The organism is Olivibacter sp. SDN3, from assembly GCF_014334135.1.
Taxonomy (GTDB): Bacteria; Bacteroidota; Bacteroidia; order Sphingobacteriales; family Sphingobacteriaceae; genus Olivibacter.
Genome location: NZ_CP060497.1, coordinates 1,102,097 through 1,124,786 on the forward strand (window position 1 = coordinate 1,102,097; position 22,690 = coordinate 1,124,786).

The 22,690-nt window shown below is 40.8% G+C and carries 12 protein-coding genes; 8 read left to right on the top strand and 4 right to left on the bottom strand.

All coding sequences use genetic code 11. From position 1 onward, the window contains the following. Nucleotides 1-4 precede the first annotated feature (4 nt). From H8S90_RS04415 to dapF, 4 genes are all read right to left on the bottom strand, one after another. Nucleotides 5-3,232: a TonB-dependent receptor gene (locus H8S90_RS04415; RefSeq protein ID WP_187341377.1), complete on the bottom strand. Its 3,228-nt coding sequence runs from the start codon at nt 3,230-3,232 to the stop codon at nt 5-7. Between the two features lie 1,140 nt (nt 3,233-4,372). After that, nucleotides 4,373-5,800: a SusD/RagB family nutrient-binding outer membrane lipoprotein gene (locus tag H8S90_RS04420; protein ID WP_187341378.1), complete on the bottom strand. Its 1,428-nt coding sequence runs from the start codon at nt 5,798-5,800 to the stop codon at nt 4,373-4,375. A gap of 22 nt (nt 5,801-5,822) precedes the next feature. Then, nucleotides 5,823-9,056 carry a SusC/RagA family TonB-linked outer membrane protein gene (locus tag H8S90_RS04425; protein ID WP_187341379.1) on the bottom strand — a complete coding sequence of 1,078 codons (3,234 nt, stop codon included), beginning with the start codon at nt 9,054-9,056 and terminating at the stop codon, nt 5,823-5,825. 682 nt (nt 9,057-9,738) lie between these two features. Continuing rightward, nucleotides 9,739-10,563, bottom strand: coding sequence for a diaminopimelate epimerase (gene dapF, locus H8S90_RS04430; RefSeq protein WP_255501814.1), 825 nt, complete (start codon nt 10,561-10,563; stop codon nt 9,739-9,741). Nucleotides 10,564-10,649: 86 nt separating this feature from the next. Here dapF and H8S90_RS04435 point away from each other — a divergent pair, with 86 nt between their 5' ends. From H8S90_RS04435 to H8S90_RS04470, 8 genes are all read left to right on the top strand, one after another. Further along, complete coding sequence (locus tag H8S90_RS04435) at nt 10,650-11,666, top strand: ligase-associated DNA damage response exonuclease (RefSeq protein ID WP_187341380.1); 1,017 nt, start codon at nt 10,650-10,652, stop codon at nt 11,664-11,666. Then, complete coding sequence (locus tag H8S90_RS04440) at nt 11,650-13,251, top strand: ATP-dependent DNA ligase (protein ID WP_187341381.1); 1,602 nt, start codon at nt 11,650-11,652, stop codon at nt 13,249-13,251. Before H8S90_RS04435 ends, H8S90_RS04440 begins: the two co-directional genes overlap by 17 nt. Further along, nucleotides 13,252-15,690 carry a ligase-associated DNA damage response DEXH box helicase gene (locus H8S90_RS04445; protein ID WP_187341382.1) on the top strand — a complete coding sequence of 813 codons (2,439 nt, stop codon included), beginning with the start codon at nt 13,252-13,254 and terminating at the stop codon, nt 15,688-15,690. 1 nt (nt 15,691) lies between these two features. After that, the gene (gene pdeM, locus H8S90_RS04450; RefSeq protein WP_187341383.1) at nt 15,692-16,345 is read left to right on the top strand and encodes a ligase-associated DNA damage response endonuclease PdeM; all 654 of its coding nucleotides are present in this window, start codon (nt 15,692-15,694) and stop codon (nt 16,343-16,345) included. Nucleotides 16,346-16,476: 131 nt separating this feature from the next. Continuing rightward, on the top strand, nt 16,477-16,806 hold the full coding sequence (locus tag H8S90_RS04455) for a hypothetical protein (protein WP_187341384.1): 330 nt from the start codon (nt 16,477-16,479) through the stop codon (nt 16,804-16,806). Nucleotides 16,807-17,124: 318 nt separating this feature from the next. Next, nucleotides 17,125-18,234 carry a hybrid sensor histidine kinase/response regulator gene (locus tag H8S90_RS04460; RefSeq protein ID WP_187342922.1) on the top strand — a complete coding sequence of 370 codons (1,110 nt, stop codon included), beginning with the start codon at nt 17,125-17,127 and terminating at the stop codon, nt 18,232-18,234. 9 nt (nt 18,235-18,243) lie between these two features. Further along, on the top strand, nt 18,244-22,314 hold the full coding sequence (locus H8S90_RS04465; RefSeq protein ID WP_187341385.1) for a response regulator: 4,071 nt from the start codon (nt 18,244-18,246) through the stop codon (nt 22,312-22,314). Continuing rightward, nucleotides 22,299-22,688: a response regulator gene (locus H8S90_RS04470; protein ID WP_187341386.1), complete on the top strand. Its 390-nt coding sequence runs from the start codon at nt 22,299-22,301 to the stop codon at nt 22,686-22,688. The genes H8S90_RS04465 and H8S90_RS04470 overlap by 16 nt, the downstream gene beginning before the upstream one ends. The last annotated feature ends 2 nt before the right edge of the window (nt 22,689-22,690 follow it).

The following is a 22,690-nucleotide window of genomic DNA, read 5'->3' on the forward strand; positions in this document are numbered from 1 at the left end:
TAATTTAAAATCCTACTGTCAATCCCATGGTGAATGTTCTTGCCTGCGGAACTGAGTTACGTTCAATACCTGAAGATAAGTTCTGATTACCATTACTTGATATTTCCGGGTCTACACCACTATATCCGGTAATGAGAAATAAATTTTGAGCAGAACCGTAAACTCTTACCGATTGAATACCGCTATTACCAAATAATCTAGTTGGTAAGGTATATCCTAAACTTATATTCTGAAGACGAAGAAAATCTCCTTTCTCCACATGTTCAGAAATCAGGAACGAAGAACCATTGGAGACATTATCACCATAAACAGCACGTGGAATGGAACTCCCGGTATTTTCTGGTGTCCAAGCATTTAATACTTCGGTAGAATTATTCCATACCCTTTGATCTAACAGGCCCGCACGCGTTCCGTTATAAATATAATTGCCTCCTGAGAAGGTAAAAATTAAGCCCAAATCAAAAGCTTTATAGCGGAAATTATTGTTAAAACCACCAAACCAAGTCGGAATAGTATTACCTAGAATCTGTTGCTCAGTAGCGATATTTACACCAGATGCCGGCGTACCATCTAAATTAGTATATGAAGCCCTAAACGTATTACCGTTAGCATCCACGAACTCTTCGCCACCATGCAAATATTGCACCTGTCTGCCATCAACTGTTTCAAAAATTCTACGCCCATTTTCCGGATTCACTCCCACAGTTTTTACCCCAAAGATACTAGCCGCCGAATAACCAACGCTCGTAATACTTGTTAACTCTAAGCCAGACGTATAAGCAAGCAACGGTGTACTTTCGTCAACTAAGCTCGTCACTTCGTTTTTCAATGTTGAAAAATTCAAACTTGTTGTCCATGTAAAATCCCCTCTGTCAATTGGTGTAGCGTTAATGTTGAATTCAAAACCACGGTTATACATTGAGCCAACATTCATCAGTATGGTATTTTCGTTTTCAGTCACCGGATTCGGAATACCTTTCGAAGGTGATTGCGGCACCCCCAGTATCATATTGTCTATATCTTTGTTGTACCAATTGGCCTCTAAATTCAAGCGGTTATTAAAGAAACCTACGTCCAAACCAATATTCATCTGTGTACTAGTTTCCCATTTTAAGTCTTCGTTACCAGCCTGAATGTAGTAGTTTCTGGAAACACCGCCATAAATTCCTGATTGATACAAGTTATAAGCACCGTAGAAATTATTTAGGTTACCATTACCAACCCTTCCCCAGCTTGCTTTTAACCGAAGATTTGACATCGTATTCGCTAAGTTCGAATTCTTAAAGAACTCCTCGTTAGATATGGTATAACCGACAGAAGCGCCGCCAAAATTACCCCATCTGTTATTAGGAGATAAGGCCGAGTTTCCGTCCCTACGGTAGTTAGCGCTAATGTAATATTTGTTATCGTAGTTATAACTTACACTTCCCAGATATGCTTCATAGGCGATTTCATCTATGAAATTCCCGCCGGGCGTATTTTGAAGAAAAACACCTTGAAACTGATCGTAAAATGGATCTGCTAGCTGCGCACGATTCGCTCCCCAAGCATCATCTCTTCTTTTCTGTGCATCTGAACCAATTAATAAAGACAGGTTATGTACGTCAGCAAATGTTTTATCATAAGTTAGGGTATTGACCCAGTTCCAGTTTTCCGAACGAATATTGTTATTAAATGCCTGACCGGTGCTACTCCATCCATCTCCCTGTAGTGGGTTCCAAAAACGCTTATTCTCAATATTTCTTAAATCCCAAGAGAAAGTTGTACGGAAATTTAAGCCTTCAGCGAGTTTCAATGTAGCTCCTAAGTTAGCCAATAAGCGACTAGTTTCTGAGGAGTTCCTATCTAAGTCAATTAGGGGATATGGATTTGACCATTGCGCAGGCACTAAGTTAGCACCTCGATGGATGGCATTACTTTCCATGGCGTAACTACCATCTGAATTGAACGGTCTTACGTTTGGCATCTGAGACATCGCGATACGGCCCAGACCAGAAGAAGCGTAAGCTCCACCATCGATGGAACCACTATTCGGCGCATTGTTTTGTGCATTGGTATAGTTTACATTGGCCATCAAATTTAACCAATCCGTAGCCTGATGATCAATATTCATCCGTGCACTTTTACGCTTGAAAGTATTAGCTTTTAAAAATCCGTTCTGATCTGTCAGTCCCGCAGAAAAATAATACTTTGTTTTTTCTGTACCGCCTGATACGGTTAGGTTATGGTTTTGTTGCCAAGCCGAACGGTAAACTTCATCATACCAGCGGGTATCTACTAAAGAACCGTCGTCATAATAGTCTAAGAAAAACGCACGGCCTTCTTCGTCACGCTGGTTGGCAGGCACCGCATTTGGATTAATCGCTAAGGCGTTGGCCAGTGCGGTGTTTTTATGTGCTACATACTGCTCTGCGTTTAACACGTCCTGTAAGCGTATCGCCTGCGTGTTGCCGATCCATCCATCGTAAGTAACGTTGGTTCTTCCTTGCTTCCCTTTCTTTGTGGTAATCACCAAGACCCCTGCAGCGGCTCTCGATCCATAGATTGCTGCCGACGCAGCATCTTTCAGGATGTCCATTGATTCGATATCTGCCGGGTTGATATCCCCCAAAGGGTTATTTGTTGCCGAATTTAAATTCGCCCCATCACGTTGTGTAACGTTATCGGTAGTAATTGGGATACCATCAACCACAACCAATGGAAATGAACTCAGCGACAGGGAACTCAAACCACGTACGCGTATAACAGGCGGGTTATTTAAGAGACCGTTCGGTTGCACCACATTTACACCTGTTGCTTGTCCTGTTAATCCCTGCCCAAAACTCTGAATAGGCATAGATTTGATTACATCCCCTCTTACAGAAGATGCAGATCCGGTAAACTCTTGCCTGCGCTGCGTACCATAACCGGTGACGATCACTTCAGACAGTTCAGAAGCATCGAGCGATAAGGTAACGTTTACCGTACTCTCTCCTCCAATTTCCTCCGTGATAGACCGATAGCCAATATAACTAAAGGTTAACGTTCTAGCATCGGCCGGAACCGAAATTGAGTAATTTCCTTCATTGTCTGTCTGTGTACCACTAGTTGTTCCGGTCACAACAACAGACACACCGGGCAAGCCACTGCCATTCTCTTCAGTTACTTTCCCGCTAATGCGTCTCTCTTGCGCATATACCACTCCTAAGAGCATGGTACACACTAGAAAGAAACTTAGTAGTTTTTGTTTCATGTGTTTGTTTGTTTGGGTTAAAAAATTAAATTGATTAAAAAGTAAAGTATATGATTATGGTAAATTTGCTACATAAGGCAAGAATAGGTTTAGGAGACCTCATTCACCGGGCTTAATAACGAGCACATACACGCCCAATTGATGTTTTATACGGTATAAACCAGAAAGAATAGAATGATCGTAAATTTTTCTCATCATAAATCAGCTAAATCCTCCCATATTTTTTACATTCCAAAGTAATTTTGACAGCAAGCGGCTGAGATTCGAAGGAAATTTAGGTCACCCACAAGAAATAAGGCACAATATTCTGGAAAACCAATGTTCTTTGCGCCTATTTTTTGCAAAAAAATACGATATCGTAAACTTGCTTCAATATTTTTATATTATTTAAGTTTTTTTAAAAAAATTTCTTACTTTTTCACAAAAGTAATCTTTAGCAAATATTTTACAACTTTTTTTTAAAAAATAACGAAAAAGATCCTTTCACGTAGTCAGAAATAGCTATGTTTTCCTACAAATCGGGTTCCCTTTGTAACAAGCAGGCTTACGGCATTAACGTATTCCAATTGTTTTTAGCTGCTTTTCACCATGATACAACAGAAAGTGCGTTTATAGCCTACCCAGTGAACAGCATTCCTGATGCCGCAGACTGCTGTAACATAGCTCCATCTTAAAGGCCAGATATGCCCCGGCAATTATAATACATGTCGATAAGGATTCAAAATCTGCTCGCTTCATAGTACATGCAATGGTAAAACGGATATAATGTGAAAGTAGATCTGCCCGTAACAAGAGTCCTAATGCTTTAATTAAAAGTATCGGAACTAAAGGAGGAAGGGTTTTGGCAAGTAAGCGCGGGTAACAATTTTGTAAATATTTGAGCTGATTGTTATTTCTACAGTAATGATCCCGAAAAGCTCACTACGTATTTCAAAATTGATGGTGTAGAATATGTTAAATCTACAGACATAAAGATACAGCACCCTAAGCCTACGAGACCTTAGCTGTAAGATCTGTCCCGTCGTATGTTTGATTTAGCTAATGAGATGATTCATTAGCTAAATCAAACATACGACGGGACATAAAAAAGGCGGTTAACTTTTTGCAGTTAACCGCCTTTTTATTTACGTTTCAGCTTTATTAATTCACATCCCAGAAAACCTTCTGCCTCACATTATCTGCGCCTAATCTCGAGACTGCCTCATTCACATTAGATTCATTCAATGTATATTCACTTGGTGGATATGTTAAACGGTTTGGAATTATACCCGGACTTACTGCTCCACTGGCGGGTTGTAAGACAGGATAGTCTAGACGCTTCCATTCGTTCCAGGCATCAAAACCACGATTGTATAACGCAATCCATTTTTGCGTGCCAATTTTTTGTTGCCAGTTGCCTTGCGCAGTACCATAGGCCACTTCACTTTGAGCGAGATACGTATCTGCTTGCGCTTGTGTTCCTCCCCAATAAATGATTGACGCACTTATTGCGTTATTATAATGCTCTTCTGGAGAACCAAGGATTCCCCATCTTTCAGCAGCTTCGGCAAGAATAAATTCTACTTCCGAATAATCCATTAATAACGCTTCAAAATCCGGAGCAATCACTTTTGTACTTGGTGAACTGTTGTCCGAATAAACATTATTAGAGCCAATTACACCACCAACATAATTTCCATTCACGGAAGTAAAAAATTCTGGTCTACGTGGATCGTCTAAATTATTCAAAACGGTTATAAAAGGTCGTCCTGCAACGTAATCTTGACGTGTTGTAAACAACGAATTTAAGTTCGCTGATACGGGGTTGTTGTTTGGAGTTGAGGTCTGATAGGCGAAAGCCGCATTGTCGTTATTACTGGTAAATGCAGACGCGGCAGACGCAGATATTGCTTGTTGCGCAGCCGCCTCATCTATGTCTGCCAAAGTTATAGCTAAACGAAGCTTCAAGCTATGAGCAAACTTTAACCAAGCCGACATATCTCCTCCATAAAGAAGGTCAGCACTTCCAAAACCCTCGGCGGCAGGGTCAATCTGTTCTATTGCAGCGTCCAACCGATTAAGCAAATCAGCATAAATGTCTTCGGCATTGTCATAAGCCGGTTGATTCACGTCAGTAAGAGCCTCATTATAAGGCACGTCACCATAGGTATTAACTAAAGCAGCCCAAGCGTAGATTGAAGCAACTTCAGTAGCAGCTATTTGATTATTTCGCACATCTTCTTCAATTTCCACATCTTCTTGCGCAATCCTTTTACTCTCAAGCAAATCGTGCAAAACTTCCCGATAAAACGGATTCCAAAAGTTTTGTTGAATGTTTCTAGTTACGAAATTATACCGTGGCTCATCTTGATAAGTTGTAGCCGTCCATTGCTGCATCCAAAAGCGGAAAACATTGATGTTCACACTTGGACTCGTCACATTATCGGTTAGTTCCTTTAAGGCGTTGCTAAATAGCGGACCTTGCGGAACTTCCCCTGGATTTTTCTGGTCAATATTATAATCATCCAGACTTTTCGCACACGATGCCAATAGGATCATTGGTACGATATATATAATAAGTTTTTTCATTTTAAAACGCTTAATCTAATTCCTAAAATCTCATCCGAACATTAAATCCAAAATTCCTTACTGAAGGATACGCTCCACTTTGAACCCCTTGTAGGTTCCCTGCAGCCAATCCGGCCTCTGGATCAGAATATGGTACATTTTTGTGTAGAATCCACAAATTTCTTCCTACTAACGAAACATCAATTCCCTTAAAGAATTGCGTATTTGCCAACCACCTGTTCGGCAAAGCATATGTTAAAGCTAGTTCTCTCAATTTCACATAACTGGCGTCGTATACGAATCCTGCCTGTGGGTTATTGGCATAGCCGTAAGGTGTTACGGAATTATCATAAGCCTCTACGCGAATATCATTAGGTGTACCATCCTCTTTTACTCCAGGCAGCACAACGCCACCGCCTTGCGCAACTGGCGTACGCACAGGATTACCTAGGTCATTCAAACCCGCTGTTTCTGGATATATACCGGTGGCCATCCCATAATACTGATCTAATGAAAATACACTACCGCCTTTCTTGATATCCAGCAAGAACGATAATGAAAGATCTTTATATTTAAAGTTGTTCTGTATCCCTCCAGTCCAATCGGGGATGATATCTCCCAAAACCTGATTAGGTTCTGAAAACAAGTAATAGCCGTCTTCACCGACTACACGTTGTCCGTCGCTATACACGTAATCCTGACCTCGAATGGTTCCATATGGTTGATTCAAAGTAGCGTTAAGTGAGATACCTCCTTGGAAAGTGCCTAACTGAATATTAGTGTTCTCTTCGTAAAGTTCCACCATCTGACTTTTTACAGTGGCAAAGTTAAGGTTCAATGTCCATGAGAAATCGTTGGTACGTACAGGTACTACAAAAGCACTTACCTCTACGCCTTCATTCCTTAAGGAACCAGCATTTACCCAACGTCTCTGATAACCAGTAGTAGCAGATACTTCAACAGGTATGATTTGATCAAATGAAGTTGCTCTATAATAAGTCGCGTCAAACCCTACTCTGGCATCCCAAAAATTCATTTCCGCACCTATTTCAAAACTTTTCGTACGTTCGGGGCGTAAGTTGGCGTTCCGTAATTCGGTCGCAATAGACGCCATCGGGTTACCAGCAAAGATTGTATTGATGGTATAGACATTCAAAAGACTAAGCGCAGGGGCATCATTACCAACCTCTGCATAATTGACCCGGAATTTACCATAACTCAACCAATTGGAATCTTTCATCAAATTAGAGAATAAAAAGTTACCCGCAACTGATGGGTACCAATAGACGTTACTACCTTCCGGTAAAGTGGTCGACTGGTCACGACGGATCGATCCTTCAACGAAAAATGTTTCTTTATAACCAAAGTTGGCATTTGCAAACACACCATCTACTCCTCTCCGCTCATAAATTTCAACCGGCGCTTCAATAGGGTTCACAGAATTCGAAAGGGAGTATAAACCCTCATATGATAAACCGCCATTTGTCTGAGCGCGGATGGATGATAAATAGTTTCTACGAATATTTCCGCCCAAAAGTCCAGTAAACGAGAGGTCATCCGTGATATTCTTTTTGAAATTCAATAAAAGATCATAGTTCGCTTCACTATAAGTTTGATCAAAGCGCGCATACTCAGGAATTGTTGTGCCACCTATCGCTAAACGTTCTTCTTGGAACTCATTTGATCCATCAAAACTCACACGCCCCAATACATCGAGCCATTCTAAGGGTTTCCAATTGAGGGTAGCATTACCAAAATAACGGTTCCGCGTATCGTTCTGATAATTTTCATAACGCTCCCAATATGGGTTATTCGAGTAGATAGGATTTGTAGCATCGATATTAGCCCAATTCCAAGTGATATTTTTTCCTTCACGATTGTAGGCATTCTCCAAATCTTTTATGTCCACGTTCGTCTGCCACCATTGCCTAAAGGTTTGGTTCGGGTTTCTACCATCATATCCTGTTCCAAAACGCCCCAGACCATCGATCTTAGAAAAGTTTGCATTAGCAGCCACCGTTAATTTGTCTGTGATGTCATGTGAGCCAGAGAAATTAAACATGTTTTTAGTAATCTTACTATTAGGTAATACACCAGTTTCGTCATTTCTTGTGTAACCTACTTTATAAGTGGTCTTGTCTCCTCCTCCGTCAATGGTTACACTCTGCATAGAATTTACTGCGGTCTTGTAAAATGCAGAAGGATCATTTTTTGCAGCGACCCAAGGCGTTGCCTGTCCATAAGTAGGTGATGCAGGGTCAAATGCATCCCATTGATAAACCATTAAATTTGGATCAAAAGCGGCACCGTATGAGGCATCCTCAGTAAAAGGTGTTACTAAAGCTGGTCCTGAATTTCCAAATACCGTATTATACCAAAAGTTTCCGTCAGGTGAAGGATATCCTTCTTCGCTATATTGATTAACGTAACCTGCTCCGTATTCCTTTTGGTATTTCGGGAAAGTACTTTTATCTATACGTCCTATATTTACGCCACTGTTGACGGTTATATTGCTAGAATTTTTCTTTCCTTTTTTGGTCGTGATCATAATCACTCCATTGGAAGCTCGCGACCCATAAAGCGCAGACGCAGCAGCACCTTTTAATACGTTAATCGACGCAATATCATCCGGATTAATATCCGCAGCGGGGTTACCATAATCATATCCTCCACGACCAGTTTCTTGATCAGATGTGTTGGTTGTCTCGTTATTGATTGGTGTACCATCTATTACAAATAATGCCTGATTGTTAAACATAACAGATTTGTACCCTCTCATCACCACATTGGTAGATCCCCCCATGGTGCCCGATTGTTTGACTTCCAAACCTGCTACTTTACCTGATAAGGCACTGGTGAAGTTATTATCTCTAGTACGTACAATATCTTCGCTTCGTACTTCCTGGGCAGCATAACCCAATTCATTTCGATTACGTTCGATACCCAATGCAGTCACAACAACTTCGCTTAGGGCTTGTGCATCTTGAGATAATTCAACATCGATTTGGGTTTGGCCTTCTATTTCAATGCTTTCCCTAACAAAACCGATGTACGAGAAAATTAATGATTCCCCGTTCGCAGGTACGCCTAGGCTATACCTTCCGTCAGCATCAGTTGTAGTACCAGAGGTCGTTCCAGAGACGATTACCGAAACGCCTGGCAACGGTTCCCCGCTGTCTTTAGCGATTACTTTACCGCTAATTCTTCTTTCCTGCGCATATACCGATCCAATCAGTACCATGCATACAAAAAAGAAACTTAGTAGTTTTTGTTTCATGTGTTTGATGTATTTGGTTTAAAATTAAAAATGTAATAAATAGTAGATAACACTAGATTATTTGTAATAAGTAGAATTCAGCTTGTAAAAATATGCATACCAATAAGCATAATCATTCTGCCGGTTTTGTAATTAATACGAAACGCCGTAACAGGAAATTCCATTTCGGTAAAAAAATATAAACAAATAAAAGGTGTATATTGACACTATACTCCATATTCATTAGGTATCAGCAGATTAAGCCATGAAATTGTCTGTTTTGGTTCGACATGCTAAACATTTTTGCCCAGCTAACACAGCAAAAAACGAAATAATTGTAAATGTAAAAATCAACTTATATGTCCTGTTTTTTATTTAAGTCATACGTTAATGTATATAAAAATGTTACAAACATTAGGATGACATAAGCAAATATTCGTCCTTATTTTTGTAAATGCAAATGGAAAAAACAATTGTTACAAAAGAACTAGCTTAACAGACTTATATAAGCAGATTTTATTTTAAATGTAACATTTGGAAATGTTTACATTTTTATTCTTTACGCAAAAAAAAGATATTCCCAGCCGATCGCCGTTTTTCCGACAAAAATTCAGCCGTTATTTTGCAGCAATCTTGGTCTTTTTTTGAAAACAGCAAAAAATACTCGACCATGGTCAGAAAAATCAGCGTAAACCACCTGCATTCAATTAATATCCCCCTCAAAAACCAAATGTGCCGGGCCTTCCAAATAGATCTCATGGAAAATACCATCTCCCTGATGATGAAATTGAATATTAAGCGCCCCGCCCTGTGCTTTTATGGGGGTATTAAGGATACCTGTCTGGTTTGAGACATAAGCCATAGCAAGGGCTACCGCTGTTACACCGGTACCACACGCCAGCGTTTCATCTTCCACTCCTCTTTCATAGGTACGTACAGCATAGCCTTTATCAATAGCCTCTACAAAGTTTACATTAATACCGTCTTCTTTGTACGTAGGGTGATAACGAATGGCCCGCCCCTCTTCTACTACCGGAAACTGCTGAAGGTTTTTAACTGTCTTGATATAGTGAGGAGATCCTGTGTTCAACACATAGGCGTCGCCGTCTTTTCTAATCTGTGAAACATCGATCATCTTTAAACTTACCCAATCGGCCTCCTGATTAATAGTTGCCTCATGAGCACCATCCACCGCCAGAAAAGTTGTTTTAGTCTGGATAATACCTAAATGCTTAGCAAAGGCAACGATACAACGGCCTCCATTTCCGCACATACTCCCCAAATTACCATCAGCATTATAATAAAGCATCTCAAAATCATACCCCCCCTTTTCCTGCAATAACATCAAGCCATCGGCTCCGATACCGAAGCGTCTATCACATAAATGGGCAACCAAGGCTGTATCCTCAGCGTTAAAGTTATTGTCTCGGTTATCGATCAATACAAAATCATTTCCGGCACCTTGGTATTTATAGAATTTCATCCGTAATATTTCTCCGTAATAAACATGCAAACTTATCGAATTCATCCTATACCTCCAAAAACTTAAAGTCCGCTTTCCTTGTTATGTATCTTGCGCATTGCCCGAACTCGCTATGTTATTAGGATTATCATATGCTTACATTTAATAAAAAAGGTATTTATTGCAAACAGGCTAAAGTCTATATCGATCCTTGGGTACCGGTAAACAAGGCGATCATTACACATGCTCACGCTGATCATGCGAGGAGTGGACACCAGCATTACCTCTGCCATAAAGATACCGAAGCCTTATTGAGATTGAGGTTAGGGAAAGATATTAAAACCGAGGCGCTCCAGTACAATGAGCCTATCCACATCAACGGAGTCCGCATATCTTTGCATCCCGCAGGCCATATCATTGGCTCGGCTCAGGTTCGCCTAGAATACAAAGGAGAAATATGGGTTGTTTCCGGCGATTATAAATTACAAAACGATAATTTATCTACTCCTTTTGAACCCCTCAGATGTCATCACTTCATCACCGAGTCTACTTTTGGACTACCCATATACCATTTCCCTGATCCGGCACTTATCAAAACACAGACATTAGACTGGATCGCGAATAACCAAAAACAAAAAATAAATTCGCTCCTGGTAGGTTATTCTCTTGGGAAAGCGCAACGTATTATTCAGCAATTGCAGGAAGTAGATATGCCCATATTTGCTCACGGGGCAATTACAACTATTCAAAACCAATTGATCCACTTGGGTAAGCCATTAGTTCCGGTAACCTATGCATCGGTAGAAAATATCCAATCGATAGGTAGCCCCTACCTAGTTATCATGCCTCCCAGTGCAGTCGGTACACCTTGGTTAAAGAAGTTTATGCCTTATGAAACCGCTTTCTATAGTGGTTGGATGCAACTCCGAGGCGCCCGGCGGCGGCGAAATGTAAACCGTGGGTTTATTTTATCAGATCATGCCGATTGGAACCAACTCAATAATGCCATCAAAATTTCACAAGCAGAAAACATCTATGTAACTCATGGCTATAAGTCAATATATGCCAAATGGCTGAGGGAAGAATATCAATTAAATGCCGTTGAAGTAGATACACTATATGACGATCAATTGCTAAACGAGGAGGCCAACGGTGATACACTTCAATGAATTGTTTCAAAATATCGACAAAACAACTTCCACTAATAAGAAGGTAGAGGCGTTGGTAAACTATTTTCGCTCGGCGCCTATAGATGATGTGTTATGGAGTATTTATCTCTTAATCGGGAAATCAAGTGGTCGGGTAATCAAAACCGCCATCATGCGCCAGGCGGCTATCCACTTATCGCGAATCCCGGCTTGGCTATTTGAAGAGTCTTATCATATCGTTGGCGACTTAGCTGAAACCATTGCATTATCTTTACCCCCGCCAATCATAGAAAAAGCGTATACACTTAGTGAAACCATGCGCTTTTTATCCAACATGCCCACCTTGCCCGACGAAGAAAAAGAAAAAGCCATTAGCGAACGCTGGATGGAAACTGCTCCCGAAGAACGCTTTATTTTCAATAAACTAATCACTGGAAACTTCAGGGTGGGAGTCTCCAAACAGTTGGTTATTAAAGCGCTCGCAATTACCTACAGTAAACCCACCAATGAGTTAACACATCGTTTAATGGGGAATTGGCACCCCAATTCCGTCACCTTAGCGCATTTATTACTAAATGAACGTGCAGAGGAAAGAAGCTACGAGCCCTATCCTTTCTTTTTAGCTTACCCACTGGATCAAGAACCAGCCAAACTGGGGGATGTACAGGATTGGTTTATTGAACGCAAGTATGATGGCATAAGGGGACAAATTATCGTACGTAATCAGGAAATTTATATTTGGAGCCGTGGTGAGGATCTGCTCACAGACAAATTCCCTGAATTTCATCCCTTAAAGCGCTGGCTTCCTAATGGAACAGTGATTGACGGTGAAATCCTTCCCTCCAAAAACCAACAGATTCTTCCATTTTCACTTTTACAAACACGTATTGGACGCAAGAAGCTCAGTAAAAAAATCTTGGATGATGCTCCGCTGATTATGATTTGTTACGATCTCTTAGAACATGACGGCCAGGATACCCGTCGGTTGCCTATGCTAAAGAGACGCACCATGTTACAGAGGCTCCTGAAAAACATGCCTACACCGTCCCCGCTACAGTTGTCGCCCATCGTTCATTGCCAATCATGGGAAGAGGTAAAAAAAGAACGCTTACAGTCGAGGGCTTATTTTTGTGAAGGATTAATGTTAAAACGAAAGGATAGTATTTATGAAACAGGAAGACGACGAGGGAGCTGGTGGAAATGGAAGATAGATCCTTATACGATCGACGGGGTGTTAATATATGCACAACGCGGGCATGGCAGGAGAGCAAACCTCTATACGGATTATACCTTTGCTGTTTGGGACGGCGATGCACTGGTACCCTTTGCCAAAGCCTATTCCGGTCTCACAGATAAAGAAATTCAGGCTGTAGATACTTGGGTAAAACGCCATACCATTGACAAGTTCGGTCCTGTGAGAAGTGTAACCGCATCCTTGGTTTTTGAACTGGCTTTTGAGGGTATCAGCGCCTCTCCCAGACACAAATCTGGCATTGCTCTTCGTTTTCCGCGTATTCTGCGATGGCGAAAAGACAAAACAGCTCAAGAAGCGAATACTAAAGCGGATCTCTTAGCCCTTTTGAAAGAAAGTAATAACAATAGATAAATGCGTAAACAAAACATGGCTTTGGCAGCAAAGTGGTTTCGCCAGAAAAACTGGTCGCCCCACAAATTCCAAAAAGAAACCTGGCAGGCGATAGCTTCTGGAAAATCAGGCCTGCTAAACGCCCCAACAGGTTATGGAAAAACCTATGCCATGTGGTTCGGCATATTAGAACGTTTATTGGCATCTCGAGCGTCAAAAGAAGTGTCACGTGGAACATACTGCTTATGGTTAACACCCCTGCGTTCTTTATCACAAGAAATGTTCTTGGCATTGAACCGGGTGAACCAGGATTTATCATTAGGTTTAGATATTGCCCTCCGCACCGGCGATACGGCAATTAAAGAGCGACAGCGACAGGCGAAAGAACATCCAGATGTTTTGATTACCACGCCAGAAAGCGTACATCTTATGCTGGCGCAAAAAGGCTATGCGAAGAGATTGAACGGTATCCGCTTTGTCGTAGTTGACGAGTGGCATGAGTTGCTCGGGAGCAAAAGAGGTGTACTTACGGAACTTGCACTATCTCGATTGAAGCAATTAAACCCGACACTGCAAATCTGGGGAATTTCAGCTACCATTGGCAATCTGGAGGAGGCCAAAAACATCTTATTGGGAACAAAGGAAACAAACAACGGATGTATTGTCAGAGCTAATCTTCCGAAAAAAACCGAGATCACTACAATTATGCCCGAAAAACTAGATAAGTTCCCCTGGGCCGGTCATCTCGGCGTATACCTTGCTCCGGAAGTAATAAAAATTATTGAACATGCCGGTACCTGCCTGATATTCACCAATACGCGTTCGCAAGCCGAGATCTGGTACCGGGAGCTTTTGAAACTTCAACCCAATCTTGCAGGTATATTAGCGCTGCACCACGGTTCGTTAAGTGAAGAAATTAGGCAGTGGGTAGAACAATCGTTGCATTTAGGAAAATTAAAGGCCGTAGTTTGCACCAGCAGTCTTGATCTCGGCGTAGACTTTAGACCGGTAGATACTGTAGTACAGATTGGCTCGGCAAAGGGAATTGCTCGCTTTCTTCAACGTGCCGGACGCAGTGGGCATCAGCCAGGAGCAACCAGCAAAATTTGGTTTTTGCCTACTCATTCTCTTGAAATCATCGAAGGAGCGGCACTGCGTTATGCCGAAAACCATCAATTAATGGAAAATAGAATTCCTTACATCCGCTCATTTGACGTACTGATTCAGTATTTGGTGACACTCGCGGTATCGGATGGGTTCTACCCCATGGAAATTTTTAACGAAGTGAAACAAACACACTGCTTTGCATCTATCTCCATGCACGAGTTTAATCAATGTTTGTTACTTATTACCCAAGGCGGAAAAACCTTAGATGCCTATGATGAATTTCATAAAGTGGTTATCGAAAATGGTCTATATAAAGTCATCAGCAGAAAGATAGCTATGCGGCATCGTCTAAGCATTGGAGCTATCGTAAGCGATACGATGATGAGTGTTAAATATCCAAGCGGCAGATACATTGGCAGCATTGAAGAGTGGTTTATTTCCCGCTTGCATATAGGCGATACGTTTTGGTTTGCAGGAAAAAATCTCGAACTTATTCGCGTAAAAGATCTGCAGGCTATCGTCCGGCTGTCCAATCGTAAAAAAGGAATTGTTCCTTCATGGATGGGAGGTCGGTTGCCCCTCTCCACACACCTTTCCATGGCCATCCGACATATGTTGGATGAATGGCAACAGAATACCCCCAACACCATGCCAGAAATGACCTTTCTTAGGCCATTATTTAAGGAACAGGAACGACGTAGTGCTCTTCCAAGCGGCGAAAGCTTTGTTATTGAGAAAACGCAAACAAAGGAAGGTTATCACCTGTTCTTCTATCCCTTTGAAGGTAAATTTGTACATGAAGGCATGGCAGCATTATTCGCCCACCGTCTAAGTCTCCATCGGCCATATACCTTTTCCATCGCCATGAATGACTATGGTTTCGAGCTGCTGAGTGATCAGGAAATTCAGATAGAAGAAGCTATTTCGAATGGTCTATTATCAACGGAAAACCTAAGTACTGACATTCAGCAGAGTGTTAATATGACGGAGATGGCCCGTAAAAGATTTCGCGATATTGCGGGCATTGCGGGATTAGTATTTCAAGGCTTCCCGGAAAGAAAAATCAAAACAAAACACCTACAGGCAAATGCCGGCCTTTTTTTTAAGGTTTTTGAGGAATACGAGCCGGAAAACTTACTACTTCGCGAGGCCTACGATGAGGTGTTTGATTTCCAACTGGATTATGCTCGTTTACATCATGCGCTTAATCGCATTTCTATGCAGAAGATACTTATAAAACATCCAAGTAAACTAACGCCATTTGCTTTTCCTATCTTTGCTGAGTCGTTTCGGGAACGGTTCAGTAATGAAGCATTGGAAGACCGGCTGAACAAGATCATAGCGCAACTCTAATATGAACGAAGCTCTTCATACCTTCTTTTTAGGCGGCAAAACTGTTTACTTGCTACCTGAGAAATGCATATTTCTACCCGAAAATGCAACCCTGGTCCTTGCAGATATACATCTCGGAAAAGCTGCTCATTTTAGGAAATCTGGAATCATCATTCCCGCTAATGCAGGCACGTTACAAGACTACGCTAAACTGCATCGCTTGATATCAAAATACCAGCCAAAACGAATCTTATTCTTAGGTGATCTTTTTCACAGCGATACGAACAAATCCTGGCAACACTTTTTAGACTTCTTTCACCTTTATCCTCAAATAAAACTGATTTTAGTTAGAGGCAACCATGATATCTTGCCGGAGAACGTATATCAGGAAGCTAATTTAGCGTTGTGGGAAGAGCAACTTGAAGAAGAATTTATCATCTATTCGCATGCTCCGCTAGCAGCAGTTCCCAGTGGAATGCTTAATATAGCTGGCCATGTACACCCCGCGACTATTTTGACGGGAAAAGGAAAACAAAAACTGAGGCTACCGTGCTTTCATTATCAGCCCCCTTTGTTTCTACTCCCTGCTTTCGGTGATTTAACCGGCACCTTTATATTGCCTAAAGGGAACGCTAAACAATTTGTTGTTACCAATAAATCTGTAGTGGCTTTATAAAATTATTTATTTCTGGAATCAAAAACAATTAATTAGCTTTAGCTATAAAAATAAAGCAATCGATATTACATAGCGCGCAATGGCCTCATTTTTGCTCTTAATGACAAGTCTTACACTTAAACAATAATACTATGAAATCAAAAATCTATTCACTATTGACCGTTTTCATGCTTGCCTTTACCTTTAGCACCCCGCTTTCTGCTATGGCAAACAGTGAAAAAAATGCCAAAAAAACAGAACTTTCTGAAGAAGAAGTAGCTCGACGTATGGGAGAAATGCGTAAAAGGGTAGAGGAAATTAAGGCCATGGATAAATCAACGATGTCAAAAGATGAACGCAAGGCTTTAAAGAAAGAGTTAAAGGAAATGAACAAGAAGGCTAGGGCTATGGGTAGTGGAGGTGTTTACCTTTCTGTGGGAGCTATCATTATTATTATATTGGTATTGATTCTAATCTTATAGATAAGCTAGTAAAATGTCAATTGCTTTTTTATAAGGTAAAATTCTGAATATACGGATTTGTTAACAAAGAAATTAACGGTCTCCGAAGAACTTCGGAGACCTTTTTTTATAGCTTTCTAAACCATAACCTGCCTCCTTGACCATACTGACCGTCCTTCTTGTTTACACCAGCGTGTGCTTTAGGTAACAGAACAGGTTTTCAACTAAATATTTGCTGCTTAGCGACACCTGCCTAGGTTTTATTATCTTAAAATAAATCACTAAAATTGTATACCTGTGCAAGAGACACGCATCAAACAAAAGAAGGGCTATCCAAACATGATACTAATCGTTGACGACAAGCAGGAGAATCTAATTTCTCTAAAAAAATTTCTAGAATCGAACAATTTTAAAGTACATACTGCATCATCAGGAGAAGACGCTCTTAAGAAGGTATTAAAAACTACCTATGCCCTCATTATATTAGATGTTCAAATGCCTGGCATGGACGGCTTTGAGGTTGCCGAACTTATTTCCGGTTACAGCAAAGCGGTAGATACCCCGATTATTTTCTTATCCGCAGTAAATACCGAGAAAAAATTCATTACTAAAGGATATGAAACCGGAGGTATAGATTACCTAACCAAACCATTTGATCCCGACATACTATTGCTGAAAGTAAAAACCTTCTATCGATTATTTGAGCAGGCTCAAGCGATGCACAATATGCAGGAAACCCTGAAACAGGAAATTGAACATCGCAAGCTATTAGAGAATAAAAAAGACGAGTTCATCAGTATTGCGAGTCACGAATTAAAAACACCATTAACAAGCGTTAGGGGGTACCTACAGCTACTGGAACGCCTTCCTGAAACCACAAACAACGAAAAATACAAAAAATACTTGGCCAAAACCAGCGCCCAACTGGATAAGCTTCGCGATCTAATTGACGACTTATTGGATATCTCTAAAATCGAAAGCGGAAAAATGAAATTTAACTTTCAACATATTCCGATAAAGAAATTAGTCGATAACACCATAGAAAACATCAGTCAAATGCATCCTAAGCATACTTTTAAACGGTATGGAGATGTCGATACATTTATTTACGGAGATGAAATGCGCCTAGAACAGGTATTGATCAATTACCTAACTAATGCCATTAAATATTCACCTAATTCGACCGAAATCCATATTGAAAGCAAAATGACCCATGACCATAAAGTACAGATCGGTGTTCGCGACTTTGGAATAGGCATTCCGCCAGATAAAATCAGCAATTTGTTCGACAAATTTTATAGGGTTGAAGAATCTTCATACAAATTCCAAGGCTTAGGAATGGGCTTATACATTTGTAAAGAGATTATTGCACGGCACAAAGGCGAATACGGCGTTGAAAGTGAACTTAACAAAGGGTCTTTGTTTTATTTCAGGCTGCCTCTTAATTGATACATACCCATGAAGAAAAGAAATTATTTCAACCTCATACCCTTGAATTACAAGTTAGCTTTACTAGGTTTTGTACCTTTATTAGCGCTTATTTTTTTCTTTTATATTGTAGAAAAAGGGAAAGCCGACCGAATTAGTGGCACAAATAGTTTTATTGCCCGTATTGATCTCACACTCGCAACAGACAAGCTTGTTGAGCAATTACAGCAAGAAAGACGTCTGAGCGTTAGTAAAATATTCAATCAGCAGGACGAAGGTGGACTGAGTGTACAACAGTTAAAGACAGACGAGGCCATCCAGCAGTTAAACGCATACATAGATAAGGGGTTAATCGCGGATTACGGCAATTACACCTTTCTAAATGAATTGCCCAAATGGAGAACGGAGATTAACAATGGGGAGATTTCCTATGAAGAGGTTTTTAATCACTACCAGAAAATCACCGAAAGACTTAGTAGCCTTTCGCAGGTGTCAACTGATTATAGTAATATAAACGAAAGTCTCGGTTCCAGTATCGCGTTACGTGAAGTACTATCAAAAGCGGTAAATTACGTTGCCTCTTTACGTCTTAATTTATTTTTCACAATTGCCGACGAAAAGATTGACACCCTTGATCTCGGAAACTTCAATATAAATTATGAACTACTTGATTCTTACCTGAAAGAATTGGAAAGCTTAGATAAGCGTTATGGAGAAAACAATCTCGAAAAATTATTAGCAAACCGATCATTCAGCACTACGATTAACTTCTTCGCGGAAATTCACGATTCTGGCAAACTCCCTGAACGATTTAATGCAGACGACTGGTGGAATATTTCGGGGGCTGCAATGGATTTTTTAAGAGCAGGCCTAGCAACAACCATTCAGGAAATCGCTGAAAATGCAAATCATACTTATCAGGAAGAGCTGCATGATCGAAACTTTACCAGAGCCGCCCTCATCATCTGGTCGTTAATCGTTCTGAGCTTGATATATTTGGTGATAAAGAATATTGCCAATCATCTTTTCGAGCTTCAAGAGGCTGCGACAAAAATAGCAATGGGGTATACAAATATCCCTATGCCAATCTTTGCCAAGGATGACCTAGGCGTGGTAGCCCGTTCCATTAGACGAATCGACCAAAGTAATCAAGAAATTGCAAGGGTAGCCAACGAAATTGGTCGCGAAAACTACGAAGTACAGATAAACCCGAAGGGCGCACATGATATTTTAGGGAACGCGCTGTTAAACATGAAGCAGTCATTGGAATCCCATTCACAAAAAGATAAACAGCAATTATGGATTCAAAGCGGCGAAAATATTATAAACAATCTGTTGATAGGCAGAAGAGAGCTTAATGCATTTGGCCTGGATATTTTAAAGGCTCTGGTAGAACACCTGCAAGCAGACATCGGCACCTACTATATAGGGGAATTCAATCAAACCCTTCAATTCGTATGCGCGGTGGGAGTGGACAATACGTTAGAAATACCTCAGCGTATAAATATGGGAGAAACACTACTTGGCAAAGCCGCACTCAATAAAGAGGCTACCCTAATCACGAATCTCCCGGAGAACTATTTAAAGGTTTCCTCCAGCTTAGGCACAAGCCAACCGAGCTGGGTATTGATTATACCATTAGTACATGAAAATGAAGTGGAAGGCGTGATCGAGATTGCTTCACTCAAACATGGCCACGAATCTACACTCCATTTAGCAAACAGCATCTCGAAAAACTTAGGCGCTGCCATTCATGCGGTTAAAAGCCGTATCCGACTGAAAGAACTCCTGGAAGAAACACAAGCACAAACTGAGGAACTACAAGCACAACAGAGTGAACTGGAAAACCTCAATGTAGAGCTGGAAGCTCAGGCAAATAGACTTCAAGCTTCTGAAGAGGAGCTTCGTGTGCAACAGGAAGAACTTCTAGAAGCCAATCAAGAACTTGAGATAAAGTCACAAGCTTTGGAAGAAAAAAATCAGGTAATTTTAGAACGCAATCTTGAAATCCAGAAAAAGGCGGAGGACCTCGCATTAAGTACTAAATATAAGTCTGAATTTCTCGCGAACATGTCGCATGAACTCCGAACACCACTCAATTCCATCCTGCTTTTATCCAGATTATTAAGTGAGAACAATGAAGGAAATCTATTGGAAGACCAGATAGAGTATGCAAAAGTGATCCAAACTTCAGGCAATGGTTTACTCACCTTAATCGATGAGATACTTGACCTTTCCAAGATCGAAGCTGGAAAAATGACCCTAACAAATGAAGAATTGCCTCTGAGTGAGATAGTCAACGATATACAGGTACTCTTCGGACCTATGGCAAACGAGAAAGGATTACAGCTAAAAACAGAAATAGCCAAAAATTCACCTACAACAATAATTACTGATAACCTAAGGCTTCAGCAGATACTACGGAATCTTGTCTCCAATGCGCTCAAATTCACTTCAAAAGGATCTGTCAGCATCAGCGTCTCTCAAAATACCGAAAAGGAGGAGTTCATCGAATTTCGCGTGAGAGATACTGGCATCGGTATTCCAGAAGAGAAACAACAGTTGATATTCGAAGCCTTCCAGCAGGCGGACGGATCAACCCGACGAAAGTTTGGGGGTACGGGGCTGGGATTATCTATCAGCAAAGAGTTAGCAAGGTTATTAGGAGGTTCCCTTGCTATTAATAGTAAAGTTACCAAAGGAAGCGAATTTATTCTCAATATTCCTAAAACCCCTATTAAAGAGAAACAGGAACAGACTAGCCCTTCTTTTCTTCTTCAGGCGACACCAGAAAAAAAGGAAACCCCCTCTGCGTCAAAAGAGAAAAATTCACCCGCAAAACCCACTGTCGCCCAACCTTTCATCAGCAAAAATATTCCCAATGAACTGGACGATGATCGGCGAGAGATTCAGGAAGGCGACAGCGTCGTACTCATTATTGAAGATGACACGAATTTTGCACGGGCGCTGATAGATTTCTCACGTCAAAATAACTACAAAGTCATCACTACCGTTAGAGGCGATGTCGGCATCGAATTAGCCGAGAAATACCTACCTCACGCCATTTTATTGGATATAGAACTTCCTGTAAAAAATGGGTGGCAGGTGATGGATGAGTTGAAAAGTAACCCTAATACACGTCATATACCTGTACATATCATGTCATCCCATGAGGTCAAAAGGGAAAGCATTACAAGAGGAGCAATCGATTTTATCCGCAAGCCGATGGCTCTAGAGCAACTTGGCCAAATTTTTAACCGGGTTGAGAAAGCGCTATCCGTAGGTTCCCGTAAAGTACTTATCATAGAAGACAATCTCAAGCATGCGCAGGCCCTAGCACATTACCTAGAAAGTTTTGATGTAAAAACAGATATCCGCAAAGACATTCAATCAGGTGTTAGTACATTAAAAAGCCATGAAGCAGACTGTGTTATTCTCGATATGGGCATACCCGATGCTACGGCATATAAAGCGCTCGAGACCATCAAAGCCGATGCAGGAATGGAAAATCTTCCGGTTATTATATTTACCGGTAAAAACCTATCGCCATCAGAAGAACTTAAAATCAAACAATATGCAGATTCTATCGTTGTGAAAACGGCGCATTCGTATGAGCGTATTTTAGATGAAGTTGCTTTATTTCTTCATATAGTAGAAGAAAACAACGACAAATCGGAACAAAAGAAGGAAAAATCAAAACTTAACAGTAGTTTGAACGAGGTGTTGAATGGAAAAACAGTGCTTATTGCAGATGACGATATTCGAAATATTTTTTCTTTGACAAAGGCATTAGAACGTTATAAAATCAATGTAATCCCCGCCGATGATGGAAGGGAAGCATTGAACATTTTACAGCATACTCCAAGCAAAATAGACATCGTACTAATGGACATGATGATGCCCGAAATGGATGGATACGAAACAACCACACGGATTCGACAGGATAAACGCTTTAAAAATTTACCTATTCTGGCTGTTACAGCAAAAGCCATGATAGGCGATCGGGAAAAGTGTATCGCTGCCGGAGCTTCTGACTATATATCCAAACCGGTCGATATTGATCAACTAATTTCTTTACTAAGAGTATGGCTATACCAATAAATGATGAGTCAATCCATATATTGATCATTGATGACGAACCCTTAAATATTTTGGCACTTTGCGCAGTTCTGAAATCAAGAGGATATACTCCGCTAACAGCTGGCAGTGCTACAGAGGGCCTAGCAATGCTCGACCAAAGCAACACCATCAAACTAGTGCTCATGGATATGATGATGCCGGATATAGACGGCTACGAGGCAACAACACGCATCAAAAAGAGTAAACACTGTGGCCATATTCCTGTTATCGCTGTAACAGCGCAAGCTATGGCCGATGATCGGGAAAAATGTTTAGCGGCTGGAGTTGATGATTACGTTTCTAAACCTATTGATATTGATGTATTATCATTGGTTATAAAAAAGCATATAAAATAATT